Source organism: Gellertiella sp. DMC107 (assembly GCF_056313605.1).
On the sequence record NZ_JBQUZZ010000006.1, the window covers coordinates 294,244 to 314,385 of the forward strand.

General features: G+C 62.2%; 13 protein-coding genes and 1 pseudogene. 12 read left to right on the forward strand and 2 right to left on the reverse strand.

Annotated features, from left to right (window positions below; translation table 11 throughout):
• The first annotated feature begins 183 nt into the window (after positions 1–183).
• A complete protein-coding gene (locus ACT54B_RS19410; RefSeq protein WP_476047331.1) occupies positions 184–2,781 on the forward strand; it encodes a DUF2235 domain-containing protein in 2,598 nt (865 codons plus the stop codon).
• Between the two features lie 68 nt (positions 2,782–2,849).
• Here the strand turns inward: ACT54B_RS19410 and ACT54B_RS19415 are convergent, their stop codons facing one another.
• The gene (locus ACT54B_RS19415; protein WP_476047332.1) at positions 2,850–4,532 is read right to left on the reverse strand and encodes a lysozyme; all 1,683 of its coding nucleotides are present in this window, start codon (positions 4,530–4,532) and stop codon (positions 2,850–2,852) included.
• A gap of 265 nt (positions 4,533–4,797) precedes the next feature.
• Between ACT54B_RS19415 and ACT54B_RS19420 the strand changes: the two genes are divergently transcribed.
• The 4 genes from ACT54B_RS19420 to ACT54B_RS19435 all read left to right on the forward strand — a co-directional run bounded on the left by ACT54B_RS19420 (position 4,798) and on the right by ACT54B_RS19435 (position 10,506).
• Positions 4,798–6,981, forward strand: a complete 2,184-nt coding sequence (locus tag ACT54B_RS19420) for a patatin-like phospholipase family protein (RefSeq protein ID WP_476047334.1) — start codon at positions 4,798–4,800, stop codon at positions 6,979–6,981.
• Between the two features lie 170 nt (positions 6,982–7,151).
• On the forward strand, positions 7,152–7,769 hold the full coding sequence (locus ACT54B_RS19425) for a TetR/AcrR family transcriptional regulator (RefSeq protein WP_476047336.1): 618 nt from the start codon (positions 7,152–7,154) through the stop codon (positions 7,767–7,769).
• A 256-nt stretch (positions 7,770–8,025) separates the two neighbouring features.
• A complete protein-coding gene (locus ACT54B_RS19430; protein WP_476047338.1) occupies positions 8,026–9,402 on the forward strand; it encodes an MFS transporter in 1,377 nt (458 codons plus the stop codon).
• On the forward strand, positions 9,403–10,506 hold the full coding sequence (locus tag ACT54B_RS19435) for a M14 family metallopeptidase (protein ID WP_476047340.1): 1,104 nt from the start codon (positions 9,403–9,405) through the stop codon (positions 10,504–10,506).
• 81 nt (positions 10,507–10,587) lie between these two features.
• Here the strand turns inward: ACT54B_RS19435 and ACT54B_RS19440 are convergent, their stop codons facing one another.
• The gene (locus tag ACT54B_RS19440; RefSeq protein WP_476047342.1) at positions 10,588–11,490 is read right to left on the reverse strand and encodes a LysR family transcriptional regulator; all 903 of its coding nucleotides are present in this window, start codon (positions 11,488–11,490) and stop codon (positions 10,588–10,590) included.
• A gap of 130 nt (positions 11,491–11,620) precedes the next feature.
• On the opposite strand from ACT54B_RS19440, the gene ACT54B_RS19445 reads away from it, so the two are divergent.
• From ACT54B_RS19445 to ACT54B_RS19475, 7 genes and pseudogenes are all read left to right on the forward strand, one after another.
• Positions 11,621–13,288 carry an ABC transporter substrate-binding protein gene (locus ACT54B_RS19445; protein WP_476047344.1) on the forward strand — a complete coding sequence of 556 codons (1,668 nt, stop codon included), beginning with the start codon at positions 11,621–11,623 and terminating at the stop codon, positions 13,286–13,288.
• Positions 13,289–13,294: 6 nt separating this feature from the next.
• Positions 13,295–14,317, forward strand: a complete 1,023-nt coding sequence (locus ACT54B_RS19450; protein ID WP_476047346.1) for an ABC transporter permease — start codon at positions 13,295–13,297, stop codon at positions 14,315–14,317.
• A 7-nt stretch (positions 14,318–14,324) separates the two neighbouring features.
• Positions 14,325–15,296: an ABC transporter permease gene (locus ACT54B_RS19455; RefSeq protein ID WP_476047348.1), complete on the forward strand. Its 972-nt coding sequence runs from the start codon at positions 14,325–14,327 to the stop codon at positions 15,294–15,296.
• Between the two features lies 1 nt (position 15,297).
• Positions 15,298–16,314, forward strand: coding sequence for an ABC transporter ATP-binding protein (locus ACT54B_RS19460; protein ID WP_476047350.1), 1,017 nt, complete (start codon positions 15,298–15,300; stop codon positions 16,312–16,314).
• The gene (locus ACT54B_RS19465) at positions 16,311–17,324 is read left to right on the forward strand and encodes an ABC transporter ATP-binding protein (protein ID WP_476047352.1); all 1,014 of its coding nucleotides are present in this window, start codon (positions 16,311–16,313) and stop codon (positions 17,322–17,324) included. The genes ACT54B_RS19460 and ACT54B_RS19465 overlap by 4 nt, the downstream gene beginning before the upstream one ends.
• A gap of 50 nt (positions 17,325–17,374) precedes the next feature.
• Positions 17,375–18,850, forward strand: a pseudogene (locus tag ACT54B_RS19470) (leucyl aminopeptidase); the annotation flags it as partial.
• Positions 18,851–18,924: 74 nt separating this feature from the next.
• The gene (locus ACT54B_RS19475) at positions 18,925–19,995 is read left to right on the forward strand and encodes a hypothetical protein (protein WP_476047353.1); all 1,071 of its coding nucleotides are present in this window, start codon (positions 18,925–18,927) and stop codon (positions 19,993–19,995) included.
• Positions 19,996–20,142 lie beyond the last annotated feature (147 nt).

Below are 20,142 nucleotides of genomic sequence, written 5' to 3' on the forward strand. Positions count from 1 at the left end.
CTTCTTCATAAAAATGCTTGCTAAGCACTGCCCATCAATGCAACCTTAAGCGTGTCTTTCCGTAGCTTTGCCAATGATCGGCCCAAATACCAATGGTCTCATCCAAAGCTGTTCGTGCGGGCGCTGCCGCAAACGGCCCGTCGAGCCAGCCGATCGGCATCCATTCTACCGGGGGTATAGGACGTGAACTATATCGAAGCCGAAACAGTGGACGATCCGGATGCACCCCAACGCAGGAAACTGATCATATTTGCTGATGGCACCGGCAATGCCTTCAGCACGCAGGAATCAAATGTCTGGCGACTGTACAAGGCGCTGGATCGATCCAAGCCCGATCAGAAGGCCATTTATATCCAGGGTGTGGGCACTTCCGGAAATGCTGTCGTGGCCAAGATTGACGGCGCGACGGGGTTTGGGGTGCCTTCGAACGTACGGAAGCTCTATTCCTTTCTCTGCTGGAACTGGCGACCGGGTGACGAGATCTACCTGTTCGGCTTCAGCCGTGGCTCCTTCACCATCCGTTGCCTCGCCGGATTGGTGGCGAGCCAGGGTCTCATGCCCAGCCATTTCGAGGGAAGACCGACCACGACGGCAGATCTTAAAATGAACGCCATGGGCGCATGGCGGGCCTATCGGTCGGAGACGGCGCCGTTTCGCTGGAGCCACGTGCTGGAGGATATAAGAACCCTCAGCCCCACGGTCGCGCTTGTCCGCCATTTTCGCGACCTTGCCATTTTCGTCTGTCGCCGCCTGCGGCGCAAGCCGACCCATGCGGAAGTTCTCGAAACGATCAGCAAAAGCCAACCGGAGCGGGCACCCGGCCAGGTGCCGATACGCTTCATGGGGCTCTTCGATACGGTGGAAGCCTATGGCTTGCCGGTGGAAGAATTCCGGTCGGTGGTCAATTGGGCCATCTGGCCGATCTCGTTCAGAAACCGCCGTTGCAGCCCCATCGTGAAAACCATCCGCCATGCGCTTTCCCTCGATGACGAACGCACGACATTTCACCCGATCCGCTTCGACCAGAGCCGTGACGCGACTGTGACCGATGCCGCCTCGCCACGCACGCGCGAGGTCTGGTTTGCCGGCATGCATTCGGATGTCGGGGGTGGATATGCAGATGATTCACTGGCGCTCGTGCCGTTTTCATGGATGGTCGACGAGGCGATCCAGGCAGATTTGCGGTTCGACCCGGAAGAAATTGCCAGACTCAAGCGACAGGCATCCCCGCTGTCGCCGATCCACGATTCCCGACAGGGGCTTGCAAGTTTCTATCGCTATGACCCGCGCCGCATAACATCCGATCCGGTCCAGGATGGAGGACCGCCGGTCATCCACCACAGCGTCGCGCAGAAAATCGTGTTCGGAACCGGCGGCTATGCGCCGCTCGGGCTTCCCCCTCAGGTAAGTGCGCTGGCCGCCAATGGCGCAATCCAGAGCATTACGGGTAGCAACACCAAGCCGCTGAAAAGCACCGCCTCCTCGTTTACCCGCACACCGGATCAGGAGGCCATTCATGTGCTGCAGCTCCATCCGCCGCGGAAAGACCTCATGGAGCGCGTGAGCATATTTGTGGTCTGGCGAAGAATAACCTATGCGCTTCTGGTGCTGGTTACAGCGGTCATTGCCCTCATGCCCATGGTCGGGCCGCTTGTGGAGGGGCAATTCGATTCCATCCATCAGGCGACAGTGGCCGTCAACGTCAATGCGAGCGTGGATTCCCTCGTGGATTTCGCCGGGACCTGGGCAGGCATGGTCTTGCCGGGATTTGTGACGCCCTGGATCGACGCGCTGCGGACCTATTCCATTTCCATGGTCGTCTGCCTGGGCCTGTGGCTGGCCTTCTTTGTCATGAACATGAAGTTGCACGACCGCATCAGGGACTATGCCTACGAGGCGTGGGTTTCCCATGAGGGCTCTTCATCGCCCCTGTCTCCTTTTGCACGAGCCTTGATGGCGGTAGGCCAGCAGCTGGCAGCGCCCGCATGGAAGATCACGCATCGCATTCTCTCGCATTACATCGCCCCCACGGTATTCAGCCTGGCCTTGGTCCTGGCCCTTGGGGTGGTGTTGAGCCGGGGAGCCTTTGGCGTTCTGGAGCGCGCCGGCTCCATATGCCAGCCTGCCGTCGAAGGAAATCGGCAAAGGCTTCCGCAAGCCCTTCAGCCCGGTGAGGCGCGGGTGCTGAATGAGTTTTCCCCCGACAATCTCTGCCAGGACATGCGGACGACCTTGCTGAAAGGACAGGCCTACACTCTCTGGATTGATCCCCTGGAGCCATTTGTGGACCAGACCACCGTTTCGGAACCCGGCGGCTACACCTCGCAGTCCGCCCTGATGTTCGTCATGGGCAAGACCCTGCGCCGCCTGACGAATGCCGACTGGTTCCAGCCGGTTGGCCAGATCGGCTATGGCGCGGATGCCGTTTTTCCGCTGGAGTCAGCAGATGGTCAGCACCCCTCGCCGGCGGCCCCGTGGAAGGCTCTTCCCAGCATACAGGATACCTGGGAGGCTCTGGATGAAGCCGAAAAACAAGCCTTTCAGAAGCATCGGGATGACATCGTCAAGCAGCAGATGCTGATGGCGAAGAGGACCTTCGTCACCCATTTCATTGCTCCCTCCGATGGCCCCTTCTACCTCTATGTGAACGACCTGGTCCCCTCGCTGCCCCTTATCGGGACTTTCGACCTGTTTTACAGTAACAATACGGGCAAAGCCCGCGTGACCATCAAGCGGGATCCTCTGCCCGCGGCCGCTCTCGACCGCAGCCAAGGCCGTTAGGCCAGGACACCAAGAAAGCATGGGGGGATGCTCCACCATACTTCCTTCCTCATCCATTCCTAAATGCGTCAGCCTTGCGCCTTGTCCACCAAAGCGGCCCGGATGGCGCGGACCCATTTTTCACCTTTGCCGAGGAGGCCCCACGCAGTCATGGCTGCAGAGGCGGGAAAGGCCGCAGAAATAACCTGATGCCAGAGTCCCGGGTCTCCTGCCTGACCCGGAGCTCCGGCCGTGCCAACGGCGGAAACGAGTTTGGCAACGGGTGCGAGCTGCGGGAAAAAGATCGGCAGAATGGTTGTGACAAGCATCCCCAAAATGCCGATCAGCGTCTTGCGGCCGTCCAGCGCCTTGCCCAGCGTGCTGCCCAGCATTCCGTTGATGGGCGTGAGTTCGGGGTCCCGGGCGGAGCTGAGCGGATCGTTCTTCGCCTTCTGGCGGATCGCTTCCTCAAGAGCCTTTTTTTCGCTGTCCAGCATCGCAAGCCGCTGCTGGAGATCCAGCGGTTCCGCTCCACTCACCGCCTTATAGCTCGTCGTTGCAGGTTCTGTCGGATTGGGAGCTGGCATGGGAACCTCCTTCGGGATATCGCTTACATCCACCAGCACGTAGTAAAAGGTATCCTGGCCGTAGCGCTTCAACAGGCCGTCCACCAATGTCTTGAATTCGTTCCATTGATGCGGGGGGACCGTCTGGCATCCGAGGCTTGAGGTCGTCGTGTTGCCGCCACGGTGAAGATTGATCCAGAACCGGCTATTGGCCGAATCCGTATCTTCGCCGATTTCGTCCCGGATCACGGTGCAGTCACTGTCTTGCCGGAACGCGGGATAGGGGCCGCCTTTCCGGTTAAAGCCGTGCATGCCCGGCCGATACCGTACCGCCTGGTGCGATTTCAGCCGCGCCACCCCACGCGCGAACTTGCCGGGATCGGTGTTGCCATTGAAATTATGAACGTTGTTGGGCTCCAGCACGAAGATCGCGTCGTCATAGACACCGCGATCATTGGTGGTCTCGTTGCCCATGGTCTTGAGGTAGTAGCCGCGTATAGCCACGACTGCCACGGCATCCTTGCGGCGGTCCGCAGGGATGAGATCCGAAAAACGGGCGTATATCGCGCGCGTCACCCCGTCCTCCTGCGCAGGCCGATTGGCCGGCAATAGGCTGGACGAGGGGTTTGCAAGCAGCTCGTCGGTGGTTTGTTCTTCTTCCGGCGGAGCATTCGCGGGGATACTGAACAGTGCCTCGATCTGCGCGACGCTGAAGCGCTCCTCGTGCCCGTTCTTGGTGTCATAGACGCCCACCGAGGGGTTGCCATAGTCCCCGTGCCTGAACATGGCCGTTTCCCGCTCGCGACGGGCAATCAGCCCGTCAAGAACCTTGCCCTTGCTCTTGTTCCAGCGCTGGAATTCGGCGGCTGCGCCGTCATAGTCACCGGCGTTCAGTTTCTGCGTCAGGGTTGCATGTCCAATCGCACCGGTGTTGAAATGCCAGGACACGAGAGCATCGAACTGGTGCTGCGACAGCGCCACCTTCACCTCTGAAGCGACGCCACGCTCGTATGTATCCAGATCGTTGCGGAAAATGTTGATCGCTTCCGTAAGCGATATCTTCAGGCCGGGGCTCGGCTTGGGTGCCCCCCCCACGGCGGTGTGGCCGGCGCCGATCGTCAGCGTGCCGGTCCCATCGTCATATGTTGAAAGAACTATGGCTTCTTCGGCCAGCATCGAACAGATGCCCTGCAGGCTGACTTTCATTTCGCCCCCCGACACAAACGCACCATGATGGATTAGCAGCAGTTCATGCAGAATTCGGAGCCGGCGCTTGAGCGTCTCTCCTGCTCCTGCCGCTCATCACGATAGGCCGATTTAGAGGAAATGCAACCTTATTATGTGCAATCATTCGATTTACATCTTAAAATTATCAGCTAGCATTTGCCCTCTCGGCAAGCCAATCTCCCCGGCAATATCGGAGTTCGCCCGAGGCGTGGAAACAGTGTGATCTGTCCCCGGAGGGAAGAGCATGGCCTCGACGTCAAGACCCTTGTACGCACTCGCTCCTCTGTTACTGGCTGCTGCGATCATTCTCGTGGGGCTCAGGCAAAATGACCAGGCAGCCCTGGTTCTCGACGGGTTGAAAGCCGCCGACATCGCATGGATCACCCTGACCGTGCTGTGTGCCGGGATTGCCCTGAAAGGTATCGCTCCTGCGCCCATGTCACCCTGGAGCGGTCTTGACCGGGTCGTCGGCTGTGCGCCGGCTTTCGCGCTGGTCTTTGTCTGGCTTCAGCGCGACTTTTGGCTTGCAGCAGCATTTGCTGCCGTCTGCGCCTTTGCCCAGTTCCTTTTGATGCCCCGACTGGTTGTTCGCTTCACCGGTATTCGGCCTGCAGTGGTCACGCTGGCTGTAACGGTCGTGCTGTGGGTCCTGGTGTATGGCGCCATCACCCTCAGTCCCGTATCCCTGCCCCGTTCGCTTGGGTCAGCCACGTTAAGTTTTCTTTTCTTCGCCTTCATCGCCATCAGCCTGCAGGCTTTCGTGCGTTTTCCGTTTGCGCTTTTGCCCGTCTTCGTGCTCGTAGGGAGCAACTTCTTCCTCTATGAGAACGCGCACCATATCGAGGTTCTCGAATATGATCTCGCCAACGTGGAAACATCCACCGGTAGCGTGAGGCGCTACGTTTCGGTCCCCCAGACATTCCAGACATGGCTTCTCAGCCGAAACGATCTGGATGATTATCGCCGCCGTGGCATTCCGTACCCCGTCTTCCTCGTCGCATCGCAAGGCGGCGGCGGTTATGCGGCGGCCCATGCAAACCTGTTTCTCACCAAACTCCAATCAAAATGTCCGAACTTCGCCCAGCATCTTTTCGCAACCATTGGCGTTTCGGGCGGCGCAGTCGGCAATGCCATGTTCATGGCGAAGCTCGGGGACAAGACCAATCTGGCAGTAAGCCACGGGTGCAGCGCTGCCCAGACCGATGACCGACTGCTACAGGATGCGGCGGCGGATCATCTCTCCCCTCTTTTGGCTGCGCTTTTCTTTCGTGATTTCCCGAACAAGATCCTCTTTGGGCTGTTCGGGGGGGCGGACCGGTCTGCCGCGCTCAAGGCCTCGATCATCGATACGCTCGGGAAGGAAGCCGTTGCCGACCCGCTCTCCTGGGATCAATACTGGACAACGGACAAGGATAAGCCCGGCTGGACTCTGGGCGAAAAGCCCGCGCTGATTGCCGTCGCGACCAACGCCACCTCCGGCCGTCGTTTCGTCTTCGCGCCTTTTTCCTTCAGCGCTCCAGACGGCCGCTTCGAAGAGGTGCTCCAGAGTCTCAATACAGTGAACGAGCATGATAGCTATCAAAGCGGAGACGTTCATGTGCTGGACGCCGCGATTGCAAGCGCGAGCTTCCCGTACGTTACCCCAAGTCGCGCGCTCGGCGGGGTTTCCCTGGTCGATGGCGGCTACATCGAAAATGATGGTGCGGAGACCGCAAGGGACCTCCTGGCGGAACTACAATCCCCTAATCCTGACTTCGATGGCGCCAACATCATGCCGCTGCGCATGCCCGCTTCCTATCTGGAGCGGAACGGTATGGCGAATTGCAGCGAAGCCCGGCTGGTCTATGTGCCGGTGGATGTCATGCCGCGGGAGAGCGCGGCAGATGACGCGTGCCGCCTTGAGTTCGCGGTTCACGTCATATCCATCCGCTCAGAAGTGCCTCAGGAGCTGACGGACTCGCCGCAGAACTTCTTTCTCGATCCGGTGACCTCCCTGCTGAGCGCAAGGGCAAGACGGGGCGAAACCGCGCGCTTCTCCCTGCTTTCGCAACTCTGCGGCGCCTATAACTGCCCGCCGCAGGCAGAGGACGCCACCGTTTGGCGGCTGCACGAGAGTGTCATACGCCCGGATCAGCTGGGATTGCCGCTCGGCTGGTCCCTCTCCGCTGATCGCATTGCCGCCTTGTCTGACTGCGTCGCTCCCGATCCGAACGAGGAATTCGACATAGACGATGGCCCCTCAGGATCCGGGCAGAGCGCCATCCTTGAATGGCAAAGTCGCAAGTTTAGCACCATGAGACTAAACCCCTACATCATGGCCCAGATATTCAAGGCTCTGGACCCTGAAGGAAAGGCATCCTTTGATTCGTCAAAAACCGTGGAGGGGCGTTGCAAGGTCATATCAACAGCCACGGCTGGCATGGAGTGATGTCGCCTCCGTGAAGTCGCTTTGTGGAACGGGCGCTCACCGGATGAGTTCTGCGATCAATAGTGGAACACACCACAATCCGGGGCGAACGGCAGGCCAGACATTTGTATTTCACCTCGTTAAAGTCCTTCACGAGGCCGCTAAACGAATCAAGATGCGAGGATTGTTCCATGCCGAGAAACAGGCGCGCTCCCGAAGAAGAGCGTCGGCGGGAACTCATCGATGCGACGCTGGAATGCATCGCTGAACTCGGCATACAGGCAACGAGCCTGCGCACCGTTGCCGCGCGTGCAGGCGTGACAAACGGCCTCATCCGCCACCATTTCGAGAACAAGGCGAATCTGATCGTCGCCGCCTACCAGCGTGCAACCGCGATGATTTCAGGGCCGGGACTTGCCGTTCTCGAAAAGGCCGAGGGAACGCCCGCCGAACGGCTCTCCCTGCTGGTGAAAACCCTTCTGGGAGCCGAAGAGACCGATTACCGACACCTTGCGCTCTGGGCGACCTTCATCAGCCAGAGCCCGGTCGACCCGATGATCGCGGCGGTGCGGGAAGAAAGCTACGACGCCCTGCGGCAGGCGACGGAACGGCTGATCGCGGAGCTTCTCACAGCGCAGGGGCGCCCCTTTTCTGCCGCGGATCTGGACCGTGCGACCCTGGAGACCCATGCGGTTCTCGACGGTTTCTGGATTGCCGCCTGTCTCGAACCGGACAGGCAGAAGGCGGAAGGCCTGGCGTCCATCGCGCTCGGGGCGATCGGGAAGGTCCTGGGCGTCGCCCTCCCCTGAAGGTCCGGCGAGAGCCCGTTTTCCCCTTTCCTCTGCGCCTCCTTTTCCCTCGTCCAACCATGCGGGTTCCCGGGACCGCATTCCCTGTACCCTGAAATTTACTATGCAACTGCATAATAATGATTGCAGGCCCTCTGCATTTCCGACAGGATAGGCGTCGTGGAGGGCTGCGACGTGGGAGCGTCGCAAGACCAGAGGCCGCAACAGGCCGGGAGCCGTCCCCGACGACACCAAAAAACAACAAGGGGAATGCCGCGTGGATACCACCGATCAATCTTCCGTCTGGAGCCGGTTCTGGACCTGGCTCTGCATTGCCGCGATCTTTGCCAATTTCCTGATGGACACCATGATTGCCCCTGCCCTTCCGGCCATGGGCGAAACGCTGAACATCACGCAATCGCAGCTCGGCTTCGTCTTCACCTGCGGGCTGCTGAGTTCGGCCATCGCCCTGCCGCTCGGCGGGCGGATTGCCGATCTCTATGACCGCCATGTGGTGCTTGCAGCCATTCTTGCGCTCAGCCTGGCCGGTTCCGCCTGTGCAGCTCTTGCCCATTCCTTCGCCATGGCCGCCTTCGGCCAGGCCCTGCTTGGCACCGGGTCGGTGTTGCTGCCGCTCGGCGTCGCCATCGCCACCAGCCGCGGCGGGGGCGAGAAATCCAGCGCCATGGTGTTCGTCTCCTCCGGTGTCAGCGCCCTCGCGGGCCTGTTGATCGGCGGCTATATTCTCGAGCGCTACCCCTATCAGACGCTGTTCTGGATGGTGTTTGCCCTCAATGCCGTGCTGTTTGCGCTGGCACTGGTCGCCATGGCCCGGTCCCCGTCCAGCCGTCCGGAAGCGGCACCGGGCACCCGTCTGGATCTCGGCGGCGGGCTCGTGCTCGGCGCATCGCTTGCCCTCTTTCTCTATGCCTCCAGCCAGCTGGGGCGGGAGGGGATCTCAAGCCCGTATACGGCCTTGCCCCTTGTCCTTTCCGGGGCGCTGGCTCTCGTCTGGTGGCGTTTTTCGCTGAAGACAGCCTCGCCACTCATCGATCCCCGGCAGCTGCTGGACCCGGTTGTCGCGCGCTTTGCGCTGATCCAGCTGGCAACCGGCTTCAATGCCACGGCCGTTCTCGTGGCCATTCCGATGATCGTCACCTCGGCCGTTGCCGATGGCGGGCTGGGGCTCAGCGAGGCGGTCTCCTCCTATCTCTTCATCCCCTCAAGCATCGTGCTCTTCATCGCGCCGGTGGTCACCTTGCCCCTGCGCCGGGCGATCGGCGAGCGGGGCGTGGTGCTGACCGGCAGCACCCTGATTGCCGCGGGAACCGGCCTGCTGGTCGTCACCCATACGGTGCCCGCCCTCCTGGTCGGAACGGTTCTCGGGTCGATCGGCCTCGGCCTTCTGCTGACCCAGACCTTCGATCTTCTCGCCGTCTGGATCGAGGCGGACCGTGTGGCGAGCGTCAGCGGCTTCGTTCTGGTGCTGAAAATCATCGGCGCGGCGCTCGGCGGCCAGCTTGCCGGAAATCTGATGGAATTGCTGCCGCCGGTGACAGGCTTCCGCACCACCATCCTCATCGCCACGCTTGTCATCGTCGCCTCGCTGCCCGCCGCCATGGGCCTCAGCCGCAGCGCTGCAGCGCGTCCGTAAATGCCCGAGGCCACGCTCGATCTCGCATTCCTCACATCGGATTTGCCTATGACGTCACGCTCAGAAATTCTAAACATTCCCAACGGGCTGGGAAGTCACCATTCCCTCCAGATCTGGCGCTTCGGTATTCCGGGGGGCCGCCCGCGGGTCTATATGCAGGCCGGTTTGCACACCGAGGAACTGCCGGGACCCCTCGTCCTTTGCCATCTCAGGGGCCTTCTGACGGAAATACCGTCCGTCGACTGGCGAGGCGAAGTCATCATCGTGCCATTCGCCAATCCGATCGGTCTGGCGCAGGCAATATCCGGAAACCCGATAGGCAGGATGGAGCTGGCGTCGGGCATGAATTTCAACACCGGCTGGCCTTCGCGTCCGGCAGGCGTCGCCGAAGAAACGGGGGAGTGGCTGCATAATGCGACGGCTGTAACCGGGCTGGGGGGGACCCGGCTTGCCCTTCTCCGGGCTGCGGAAGGAGCAGATGTCGTGCTGGATCTTCACTGCTGCATGGAGCCCTCTGTTGCCTTTGCGTTCATCATGGAAGGGCAAGAAGCGGAAGCCACCCGTTTGGCTGGCGCCATGGGGCTAGACGCACTGTTCGCTTTCCCTCCCTTTGAAGGTGGGAGCTTTATGGGCGCCGCGCGCGAGATCGCCGCGGAGACCTTGATCGCCACGATCGAGCTTCGCGGCTATCAGGATATCGAGGAAAGCCGCATCGAACAGGACGCCCTCGGACTGGAAGCGTATCTGCGCGCCATCGGTGTCCTTGCGCCCCGCGGGGACGATACCGCCGGGTGGAAGGGTATCTGCACGAGTTACGATGATGCGCTTGCCTTGCCCGCTCCGCTCGGCGGAATTTTCAGGCCTCGCGCGGGCATTCGCGATATTGTGCAGGAAGGTGATCTGATTGGCGAAATTCTATTGCCCGTCTCGACGGGGGGAAAGGACCGTGTAGCGATCCTGTCCCCGTGCAGGAGTATGATCCTCTCCTTTGCTGACCCGGCGAAGATCCTCCATCCCGGCGCATCCAGCCATGTCATTCTCCCGCTGGCGCCTCTGCCTGCACCGCCGCCCAAATATTTCGACGTGCCAGACGATTGGGCCTGAAGCCGTGCGATCAAATTCGTTCCTTCGCGAGCGCTGCCGCGACAAGGGGGGACGGGCTCACGGCTTAAACGATTGCCGCGATCAACGCGCTTCATCCTGAAACGACATTGCGGTCGCAATGAACCTGGACACCGAAGGACGCGTCGGTTCGCCATTGGTTGCGATCGCCGTCTGAAGCCTGACGTCCATATCCTCCACGGGGCGAAACACCAGCTCGATGTGCGATCCGCCGGAAAGGCTCTCGGGCACGAAAGCCACACCCAGGCCGCAGGCGGCCTGATCGAGCATCGCCAGCCAGCTGTCCCGCTCCTGCCGAAGACGCGGCTGGAAGCCCGCCCGGCCGCAGGCGGCGAGAATATCGTGATACATGAAGGATCCGGTGTCTTCCGCGCAGACGATCAGCCATTCCGCGGCAAGATCGGACAGCCTCAGATCAGGCTTTCCGGCAAGCGGATGATAGGCCGGCAGCGCTGCCACGATCGCCTCCTCACCGGCAGGGCGCAGCAGCAGGCCTGACATCAGGAGCGGCGGATGGAGAAAGGCAACATCGATCGAGCCCGTCGCCAGCGCCATGGCCTGCTCGTTGGTCGCCAGCTTTTTCAGGCTGATGTCGACCCCTGGATATTGGGCGCCATACCGCCGGATGATCGCGCTCATGCCGCCCGCATCGGGCAACTCGCAATAGCCTATGGCAAGCGCGCCGGCATCGCCTCGCGCGGCGTCCTGAGCCTGCTCCACGGCCCGATTGACCTGATTGAGGGCCGCGCCGAGTTCGCGGGCAAGAATCGCCCCCGCTTCCGTAAGCACGACCTTTTGCGGAGACCGGTGCAAAAGCGTGCAGCCGATCTGCTCCTCCAGCTTGCGGATCTGATGCGAAAGCGCCGGCTGGGTCAGGTGGAGCCGAGCCGCCGCCCGGCTGAAATGCAGTTCTTCGGCAAGGACGCAGTAACTGTGGGCATATTTGAGCATAGGAAATAATAACAAATTTCTATCTTGGAAGGCAACAAAATAAATTTCCCATCAATCAACGTTCATCCTAACGTCCCGCTCGATCCGCAGAGGCTGTGCGGATGCAACAAGGGGAGGAACGAAAATGGTGACAGGGTCCGGTTTGATGGCGAGGGCAGTTGCAGTGTCGCTGGCGGTGGGTCTGTGGGTGCCGTCCGCGCAGGGTGCCGAAGACCGCGCGGCTCTGATGGCGGCCCATCGCGGCGGGGCGGTGCGACTGGTGGCCAAGTCGGCCGGCGGGACCATCGATCCGCACATCAATTATGCGCCGCTTTACTGGAATTACTTCCCCGGCATTTATGACGGCCTCGTTACCTTCCGCAAGGCGGGCGGGGCGGAAAGCCTCGATGTGGTGCCGGATCTGGCCGAAGCGCTTCCCGCAGTCGAAAATGACGGAAAGACCTTCGTGTTCACCTTGCGCGACGGCATCCTGTTCTCCAACGGCAAGGCACTCGGCACGGATGACGTGGTTGCCTCCTTCCAGCGGATCTTCAAAGTGTCCAGCCCCACGTCCGGCACCTGGTTCAACGGCATCGTGGGAGCCGATGCCTGCCTGCGCGAGCCGGCAAGCTGCACGCTCGAGGGCGGCGTGGTGGCCGACAAGGCACGCCGGACCATCACCATCAACCTGACGGCACCGGACGCCGAGTTTCTCTACAAGCTCGCCATGCCGCATGCCTCGATTCTTCCGGCGGAAACTCCGGCACGCGATGTGGGCATCGATCCCGTTCCGGGAACCGGTCCCTATGCGATCGAAAGCTACGATCCCAACCGGGCGCTGATCTGGAGCCGTAACCCGCATTTTCGGGAATGGAGCGCCGAAGCACAGCCGGACGGATTTGCAGACCGTTTCGAGCTCGATTTCGGGCTGACGGCGGATGCGCAGGTGAATGCCATCATCAACGATCAGGCCGACATCATGGTGGATCAGCCGCCTGCCACCCGGCTCTCGGAAATCGGCACCCGGTTTGCAGCGCAGGCCCACCTCAACCCGCAACTGGCCCTCTGGTATCTGCCGCTCAACGTCAACATTTCACCTTTCGACAATCTGAAAGCACGGCAGGCCGTGGCCTATGCGGTCGACCTCAAGGCCGCGGTCAATTTCTTCGGCGGACGCAACCTCGCCACGCCCACATGCCAGGTTTTGCCGCCGGATCTCGAAGGCTACCGGCCCTTCTGCCTGCACACACGCGACCCGGGTGAAAAATGGTCCGGTCCCGACCTCGAAAAGGCGAAGGAACTGGTCAAGCAATCCGGCACGCAGGGCCAACCGGTGACCATTCTGGTGGAAGACGGCGACGTCGCCCGCAACATCGGGGCCTATCTGCAAAGCGTCCTCAACGAGATCGGTTATGTTGCAACCGTCAAATCCATCTCGTCCAACATCCACTACGGCTATATCCAGAACTCCAACAACCGGGTGCAGATTTCCGTTACCCAGTGGTATGGCGACTATCCGGCGCCGAGCGATTTCCTGAACGTCCTGCTGGGGTGCGGCTCTTTCCGCAAGGGCTCGGATTCCTCACCCAATATTTCCGGCTTCTGCGACAGGCCGTTGCAGGCCAAGATCGACCAGGCGCTTGCCCTGCAAAACACAGACGCCGCGGCTGCCGGCGCGCTCTGGGCGGACATTGACCGGGAGGCGATGGAACAGGTTCCGCTCGTGCCCCTGTTCAACCCGAAACAGGTCACATTCGTGTCGAAGCGGGTTGGCAACTTCCAGTACTCGACCGCGACAAATGCCTGGGCCTACACACTCGGCTGGGTGAGGTAAGGCGCAATGGATCATGTGCACGTTCATGCGGGAGAGACGCTCGATCCTCCCGCACCGGGGCCATGGGCTGCCGCACTCGGCGCACTGTGGCGTGACCGGTCCGCGATGGCGGCGGCTGCCGTTCTGCTCATCATCGTCACGGCCTCCCTGATCGCACCGGTCTATGCGGGCTTCGTCACCGGGCTTGATCCCTTCGCCTCCCATCTGGAGGCGGAAGTCATGATCAACGGCGAAAGCGTGCCCGTCCTTGGGGCCTCTACCGAAGGGCTCGGGCTCGGCGTCGTTCCGATCGGCCCAACCTGGGATCTGCGCGCCTACTTCCTCGGCGCGGACGAACAGGGGCGCGATGTGATGGCGCGGCTGCTCTACGGCGGAAGGGCCACGCTTCTCATTGGCGGGCTTGCGACCGTACTGACGCTTGGCCTCGCAGCCCTCATCGGCATTATCGCGGGTTTCTTCGGCGGCTGGATCGATCAGGTCCTGTCCCGGCTTCTCGATATCCTCTGGGCGTTCCCGATCTACCTTCTGGCCATATCGCTGTCGATCGTTCTGCTGACGGCCCGCATCACGCTGGGGCCCTTCGTCATCGATTCCGGCAGTCTGGTGATCCCCATCACCATCATCGGCATTATCTATGTGCCCTATGTCGCCCGCCCCGTTCGCGGTCAGGTCCTTGCGCTTCGCCGCAGCGAGTTCGTCATGGCGGCGATCGGGCTTGGCGTTCCCGCCCACCGCATCCTCCTGCACGATATCCTGCCCAATGTGATGACCACCCTGATCGTGTTCGTACCGCTCATGATGGCGCTCAACATTTCCACGGAAACCGCACTTTCCTTCCTTTCGCTCGGCGTCCAGTCGCCGGGGGCCAGCTGGGGAACGATCATCCGCGACGGACAGAGCCTGCTCTACAGCCGGCCCTGGGTTTCTACAGCGCCGGGACTGATGATCATCGTGACCATCGTCGCGCTCAACATCCTCGGCGACGGCGTGCGGGACGCCTTCGACGCCCGCGCCAGATCGAGATCCTGAGGCAGTCATGGCAATCGTTCTTTTTCAGCGTCTCGCTCAAATGGCCTTCGTGATGTTCGGCATCAGCGTGATGGTCTTCCTCATCTTCTTCGCAACGCCGGGTTCCGATCCGGCAGCGCGCATTGCCGGCAAGAACGCCGCACCGGAAACGCTGGCGGCAGTGCGCCATGATTTCGGCCTCGATCAGCCCCTGCCCGTTCAATATGCGGTCATGATGAAGAAGCTTTTCGTGACCGGCGATCTGGTTTCCTTCGTGAACCGGGGGTTGAAGGTCGTGCCGGCCATCGCCGAGGCAACGCCGGTCACCCTGTCGCTGGTCTTCGGGGCGGCCCTGTTCTGGGTCGCAGGCGGGCTGGCCGTCGGGATCATGGCAGCCGCGTTCCGCGGGCGCCTTGTTGACCGCCTGCTGATGATCCTGTCGCTGACCGGTGTCGCGATCCCGGTCTTCTGGCTGGGCGAGATGGTGAACCTGATCACGCAGAACCGGCTGCACGATACGCTCCTGTTTTCATGGGTTCCCGCGCTCGGCTACGTCCCCTTCGGCAGCGATCCCGCGGGATGGGCGAAGGCCCTGCTGCTGCCATGGCTGACGCTCGCGCTTGGCTTCGTCGGCCTTTACGGCCGTGTCCTGCGCGCCAGCATCGTAGAGCTCTATCAGGAGGATTTCATCCGCACGGCCCGCGCAAAGGGCCTGTCGGAAGGCCGTATCCTGCTGCGCCATGCGCTGCGGATGTCGCTTGTGCCCTTCGTGACCATGTTCGGCCTCGACTTCGGTGCGCTGGTGGGCGGTGGCGCGCTGATGACCGAGGTGGTTTTCGGACTGAACGGCGTTGGCAAGCTGACCTACGATTCGCTCCAGAGCCTGGACCTTCCGGTCATCATGGCGAGCGTCCTTTACGCCTCGTTCTTCGTGGTGGTCGCCAATGCCATCGTCGATATCGCCTATCTGCTGCTCGATCCGCGCATGAGGAGCCATTGACATGACCCAGACGCTACTTGAGGTCCGCGATCTCTCGGTTTCCTTTGCCGGGCGCAAGGGCAGCACCGCCATTATCGAAAATCTCTCCTTTGACGTCGGCGAGCAGGAGACGCTGTGCATCGTGGGCGAGTCCGGCTCCGGCAAGACGGTGACGCTCATGAGCATGCTCGGCCTCATCGATCCGCTTTCGTCGGCGGTGAAAGGCACGGTTCTCTTCAAGGGCAAGGATCTGATGCAGGCCAGCCGGAAGGAGCTGCAGCAGATCCGGGGCCGCGATATCGCGCTCATTTCGCAGGATCCGATGACCGCGCTTACCCCGGTCCATACGATCGGATGGCAGATCGTCGAGCAGATCCGCACCCATACGGACGTTTCCGCCCGCGCCGCCAGGCTCCGCGCGGTGGAGCTCCTCGGCGAGGTGGGCATAGCCCGGCCGCAGAGTGTGGCGGACCAGTATCCCCACCAGCTGTCCGGCGGCATGCGGCAGCGGGTGGTCATTGCCATGGCGCTATCGTGCAATCCGTCGCTGCTGATTGCGGACGAACCGACAACCGCGCTCGACGTCACCGTACAGGCGCAGGTTCTCGATCTCCTGCGCCGGCTGCGGAAGGATTTCGGTACGTCCATCGTGCTCATCACCCATGACATGGGCGTGGTCGCGGAAATGGCCGACCGTATTCTGGTCATGTATGGCGGGCGCATCGTCGAACAGGGGCTGACGGACGACATCTTCCGCGATCCCTGGCACCCCTACACCTGGGGCCTGCTCGATTCCATTCCGCCCCTCGACGGACCGCGCCCGGAGCGGCTCTTTTCCATCCCCGGTGCGCCACCCCTGCCGGACCGTCGTCCGCCGGGTTGCGTGTTCAGGCCCCGATGCCGCGCCGCGCGTGCCGGGTGCCAACAGGTGCCTCCAAGGCAGGTTGCTTCGGGCCGTGAGGTTCTGTGCCTGCTGGACGCCAGCGACCGGAATGCCGCCCGTTCATCCACCTCCGTCTGCGAGGAGCAGCCCGCATGAGTGCTTTACCGGCAAGTTCACAGCCCGCCGATTTCAGACCCTTGCTCCGGGTCGAAAACCTCAGCAAGACCTTCACCATCGGGCAGACTTTCCTGCCCGGCAGCGGCCGCCGGCTCCAGGCGGTGGACGATGTTTCCTTCGACGTCTTTCCCGGCGAAACGCTGGGGCTAGTGGGCGAATCCGGTTGCGGCAAATCCACGCTCGGACGCTGCCTTATGCGCCTTTACGAGGTCAGCTCCGGCCGGATCCTGCTCGATGACGTCGATCTCGCTCCGCTCTCGCTGCGGCAGTTGCGGCCCTTGCGCCGAAAGATGCAGATGATTTTCCAGGACCCGGCCGCCTCCCTCAATCCGCGCCGGCGCGTGGGCGATCTGCTCGCCGAACCTCTCCGCGTGCACGGAATGGCCGACCAGGCCGGCATCACGCGCAGACTGCGGGACCTGATGGACATCGTCAGCCTGCCGCTTGCGTTTCTCGACCGTTATCCGCACGAATTCTCCGGCGGCCAGCGCCAGCGCATCGGCATTGCACGGGCCCTTGCACTCGAACCGAAGCTGATCGTGGCCGACGAACCGGTTTCAGCGCTTGACGTCTCCGTGCAGGCGCAGATCGTCAATCTCTTTGCCGATCTGCGGAGCCAATTGGGCCTGACCACCCTTTTCATCGCCCATGATTTGAGCGTGGTGCGTCAGGTCTGCGACCGTACGGCGGTGATGTATCTCGGCTCTATCGTGGAAACAGGCGCGTCAGACCTTCTGTTCGAGCGACCCGCCCATCCCTATACGCAGGCCCTTGTTTCGGCGGTTCCCGTTCCCCGTGTCGGTCCCGACGCCCGGCGGGATCGCATCATCCTGAGGGGAGAAATACCGAGCCCGCTCGATCCCCCCTCGGGATGCCGCTTCCATACCCGTTGCCCCGCCGTGCAAGACCGCTGCCGCATCGACCGCCCGGCCCTGAGGCGGCAGGCAAACGGGCGGCAGGTAGCCTGCCACTTCCCGATTGCGCCCTGAAACGGCCGTTTCGCTGCACCCTAGACTTCTCCCGACCGACAGGACCGATCATGTCCGGAATTCCGACCTTCTGCTTTGAACCCTTTTCATCTTCGGCGCTGCGCGACCATCCAGAGGCCACCCTCATCGTGTTTGTCGACGAAGCGATGACGCCCGCGACGGAAACGGCATCCCTGCTTGCCGGGCTGGACTGGCCGCTCCTCCGCCGCGCGGCAGGCGAAGAAGGCTTTCGCGGCAAGAGCGGGGAGTCCATGGCGCTGCTTGCCGGGCAGCGCAGGCTCGTTCTGGTCGGAACGGACGGCGGCAACCCGCACCCGTTCGAGCGGGGACGGGAGGCTGCGGAGGCCGCGGGCTATGGTGGTTCGCTGATCATCCTCTGGGACCTGCCTTCGGGGCAAGGGGGCGAAAAATCCGCCGCGGCAGAGATGGCCCTCGGCTTTCGTCTGGGATGCTATCGCTTCGACACCTACCGGACGCGCAGGAGAGACCCCACCCTGCCCGAGAACCGGGTCGTCACCATCCTCGCCCCCTTCCCCGAGGAGGCCGCCTCCGTCTACGCACTTTTCGAAGCGCCGGTGGCAGAGGGCGTCGAGCTGGCCCGTTCGCTTGTGAACGAGCCTGCCAATGTGTTGACGCCGACCGGTTTCGCCCGCCGTGTGCAGGCGCTGCGAGAAACCGGCCTGGATGTGGAGATCATCGGCGAGGCGGAACTGGAAAAACGCGGCTTCCAGGCGCTTCTCGGCGTGGGCAAGGGCTCTTGCGAGGAAAGCCACGTGGCGATCCTGCGCTGGACGGGCGCTGCCGATGCCACTTCCCCTCCGCTGGCCTTCATCGGCAAGGGTGTTTGTTTCGATGCCGGCGGGCTGTCCATCAAATCAGCCGAAGGCATGGCCGACATGAAGGGCGACATGGCGGGGGCCGCCTGCGTGACCGGCCTGATGCTGGCTCTGGCCCGCCGCAAGGCGAACGTCAATGCCATCGGTGCCATCGGGCTCGTGGAGAACATGCCGGGCGGCGGGGCACAACGACCCGGCGATATCGTGCGCTCGCTTTCGGGCCAGACGATCGAGATCATCGACACGGATTACGAAGGACGCCTCGTGCTCGCCGATCTTCTCTGGCACGTGCAGGAACGCTTTCGGCCCCGCTTCATGATCGATCTCGCCACACTCACCCATGATATCGTCGTGGGGATCGGTCTTCACCGCGCGGGTCTCTTCTGCAACGACGACGCGCTGGCCGCCCGGCTGGAGGCTGCGGCCTCTTCTTCGGGTGAGCGGGTCTGGCGCATGCCGATGGACTCCGAATTCGACGAGGCGATGGACTCGCCGATCGCCGATATGCGCAACATGGATTCGCCCCATGGCGGAGCGTGCACGGCGGCAAGCTTCATCCAGCGCTTCGTCAATGGCGTGCCGTGGGTTCACCTCGACATTTCGGGACCGGCTCACGCGCTGCCCGATCCTTCACCCGGTTCCGGTTGGGCAACCGGCTGGGGCGTCCGCCTGCTGGACAGGCTGGTGCGCACGATCGAGGCAGAGGACCGCGCTTCGGTTCCTGCCGCCACGTCCGAACCCCTCCCGGAAAAAAGGAGCATCCCATGACCTGGATCATCCCGTTACGCGCCCCAAACACGCGGCTTGCGCCGCTGCTGCTTTCGGCAGTGCTGGCCTTTGGCGGGCCCGCGACCGGCAGCGCCCATGCGACCAACACCCACACCAACGACATCCCGCCCCGCTTCCAGTGGGAAGCGAACTACGGCTATTGCGGCGAAGTGGCCATGATCAGCGCCGGACTCTATTACGGCCAGTATGCCTCCCAATACGATGTGCGGGCGCTGGCAAGCCGCAATATCGACCAGACCCGGGAGGACAGCCAGTTGCTGCTGAGCGCGAACGACCTGCATGCCGCGGCCCGTATGCGACTGAAGGCTTCGGCATGGAAGGAGGCCGACGAACCCGATGCGCGCGCCTTCCTGACCTGGGTCAAGAAGAACGTGCTCGCGGGCCATCCGGTCATTATCGGTATCTATTATAATTTCGGGACCTTCGAGAACAATCCGTCTGCACTGGCGGGAGACGAGGATTACGACCACATCGTTCCGGTCACCGGCATTTCTTCCCGCCATCCGCTTGAGAGGCCTGTGACCTATCACGGCGACGACGTGTTGACCCTCAGCGACAACGGCTTCTGGGCTCCGGACGGTCCGCCGGTCTATCTCATGGACTATGGCTTCGATGCCATGCAGGCGAGCCGGGAGGAGGCCAATTCCGAGGCGCATCCGGATTATTCGCTGGCCGGCGCCGGGCGCCATTTCGGCGTGGCCATCACCGGCATTGTCGACAAGGACGGGCAGACCCTGCCCGTTCGCCTCACGACCGACGTAAACCACGAGACGCCGGAGATGAAACAGGGCCAGAAAGACCGGCCCGCCGCCTCTGAGGTAACCCTCACGGTCAACATTTCCGGTCTCAAGCCCGGCGCAGATTACCGGCTCTACAGATATGACAGCTTCGACAACGTGCCTGAGTCCGGCTTCAACGCCCTGGCTTACAAGGCCGCAAAGTCATGGCGGATCAGGGTGGAATCCGGGTCAGCCTATACGATCAAGGAACAGATCCGGTCAGACCAGGTGGCGATCTACCGCGCCGTACCCGTGACGGCGCCCTGACCGTCAAGGCTGGAACGGAAGAGGCGGCCGCTGCCCCGTGCACGCCCGCAAGTCTCTCCGAAAGCCGGGTTCCCGAACCGGATCCCGGCGCATCCCGCTCGACAGAATTCCAGTCCATGACGGACGAAAGCCCCTAACGCCCGCCCA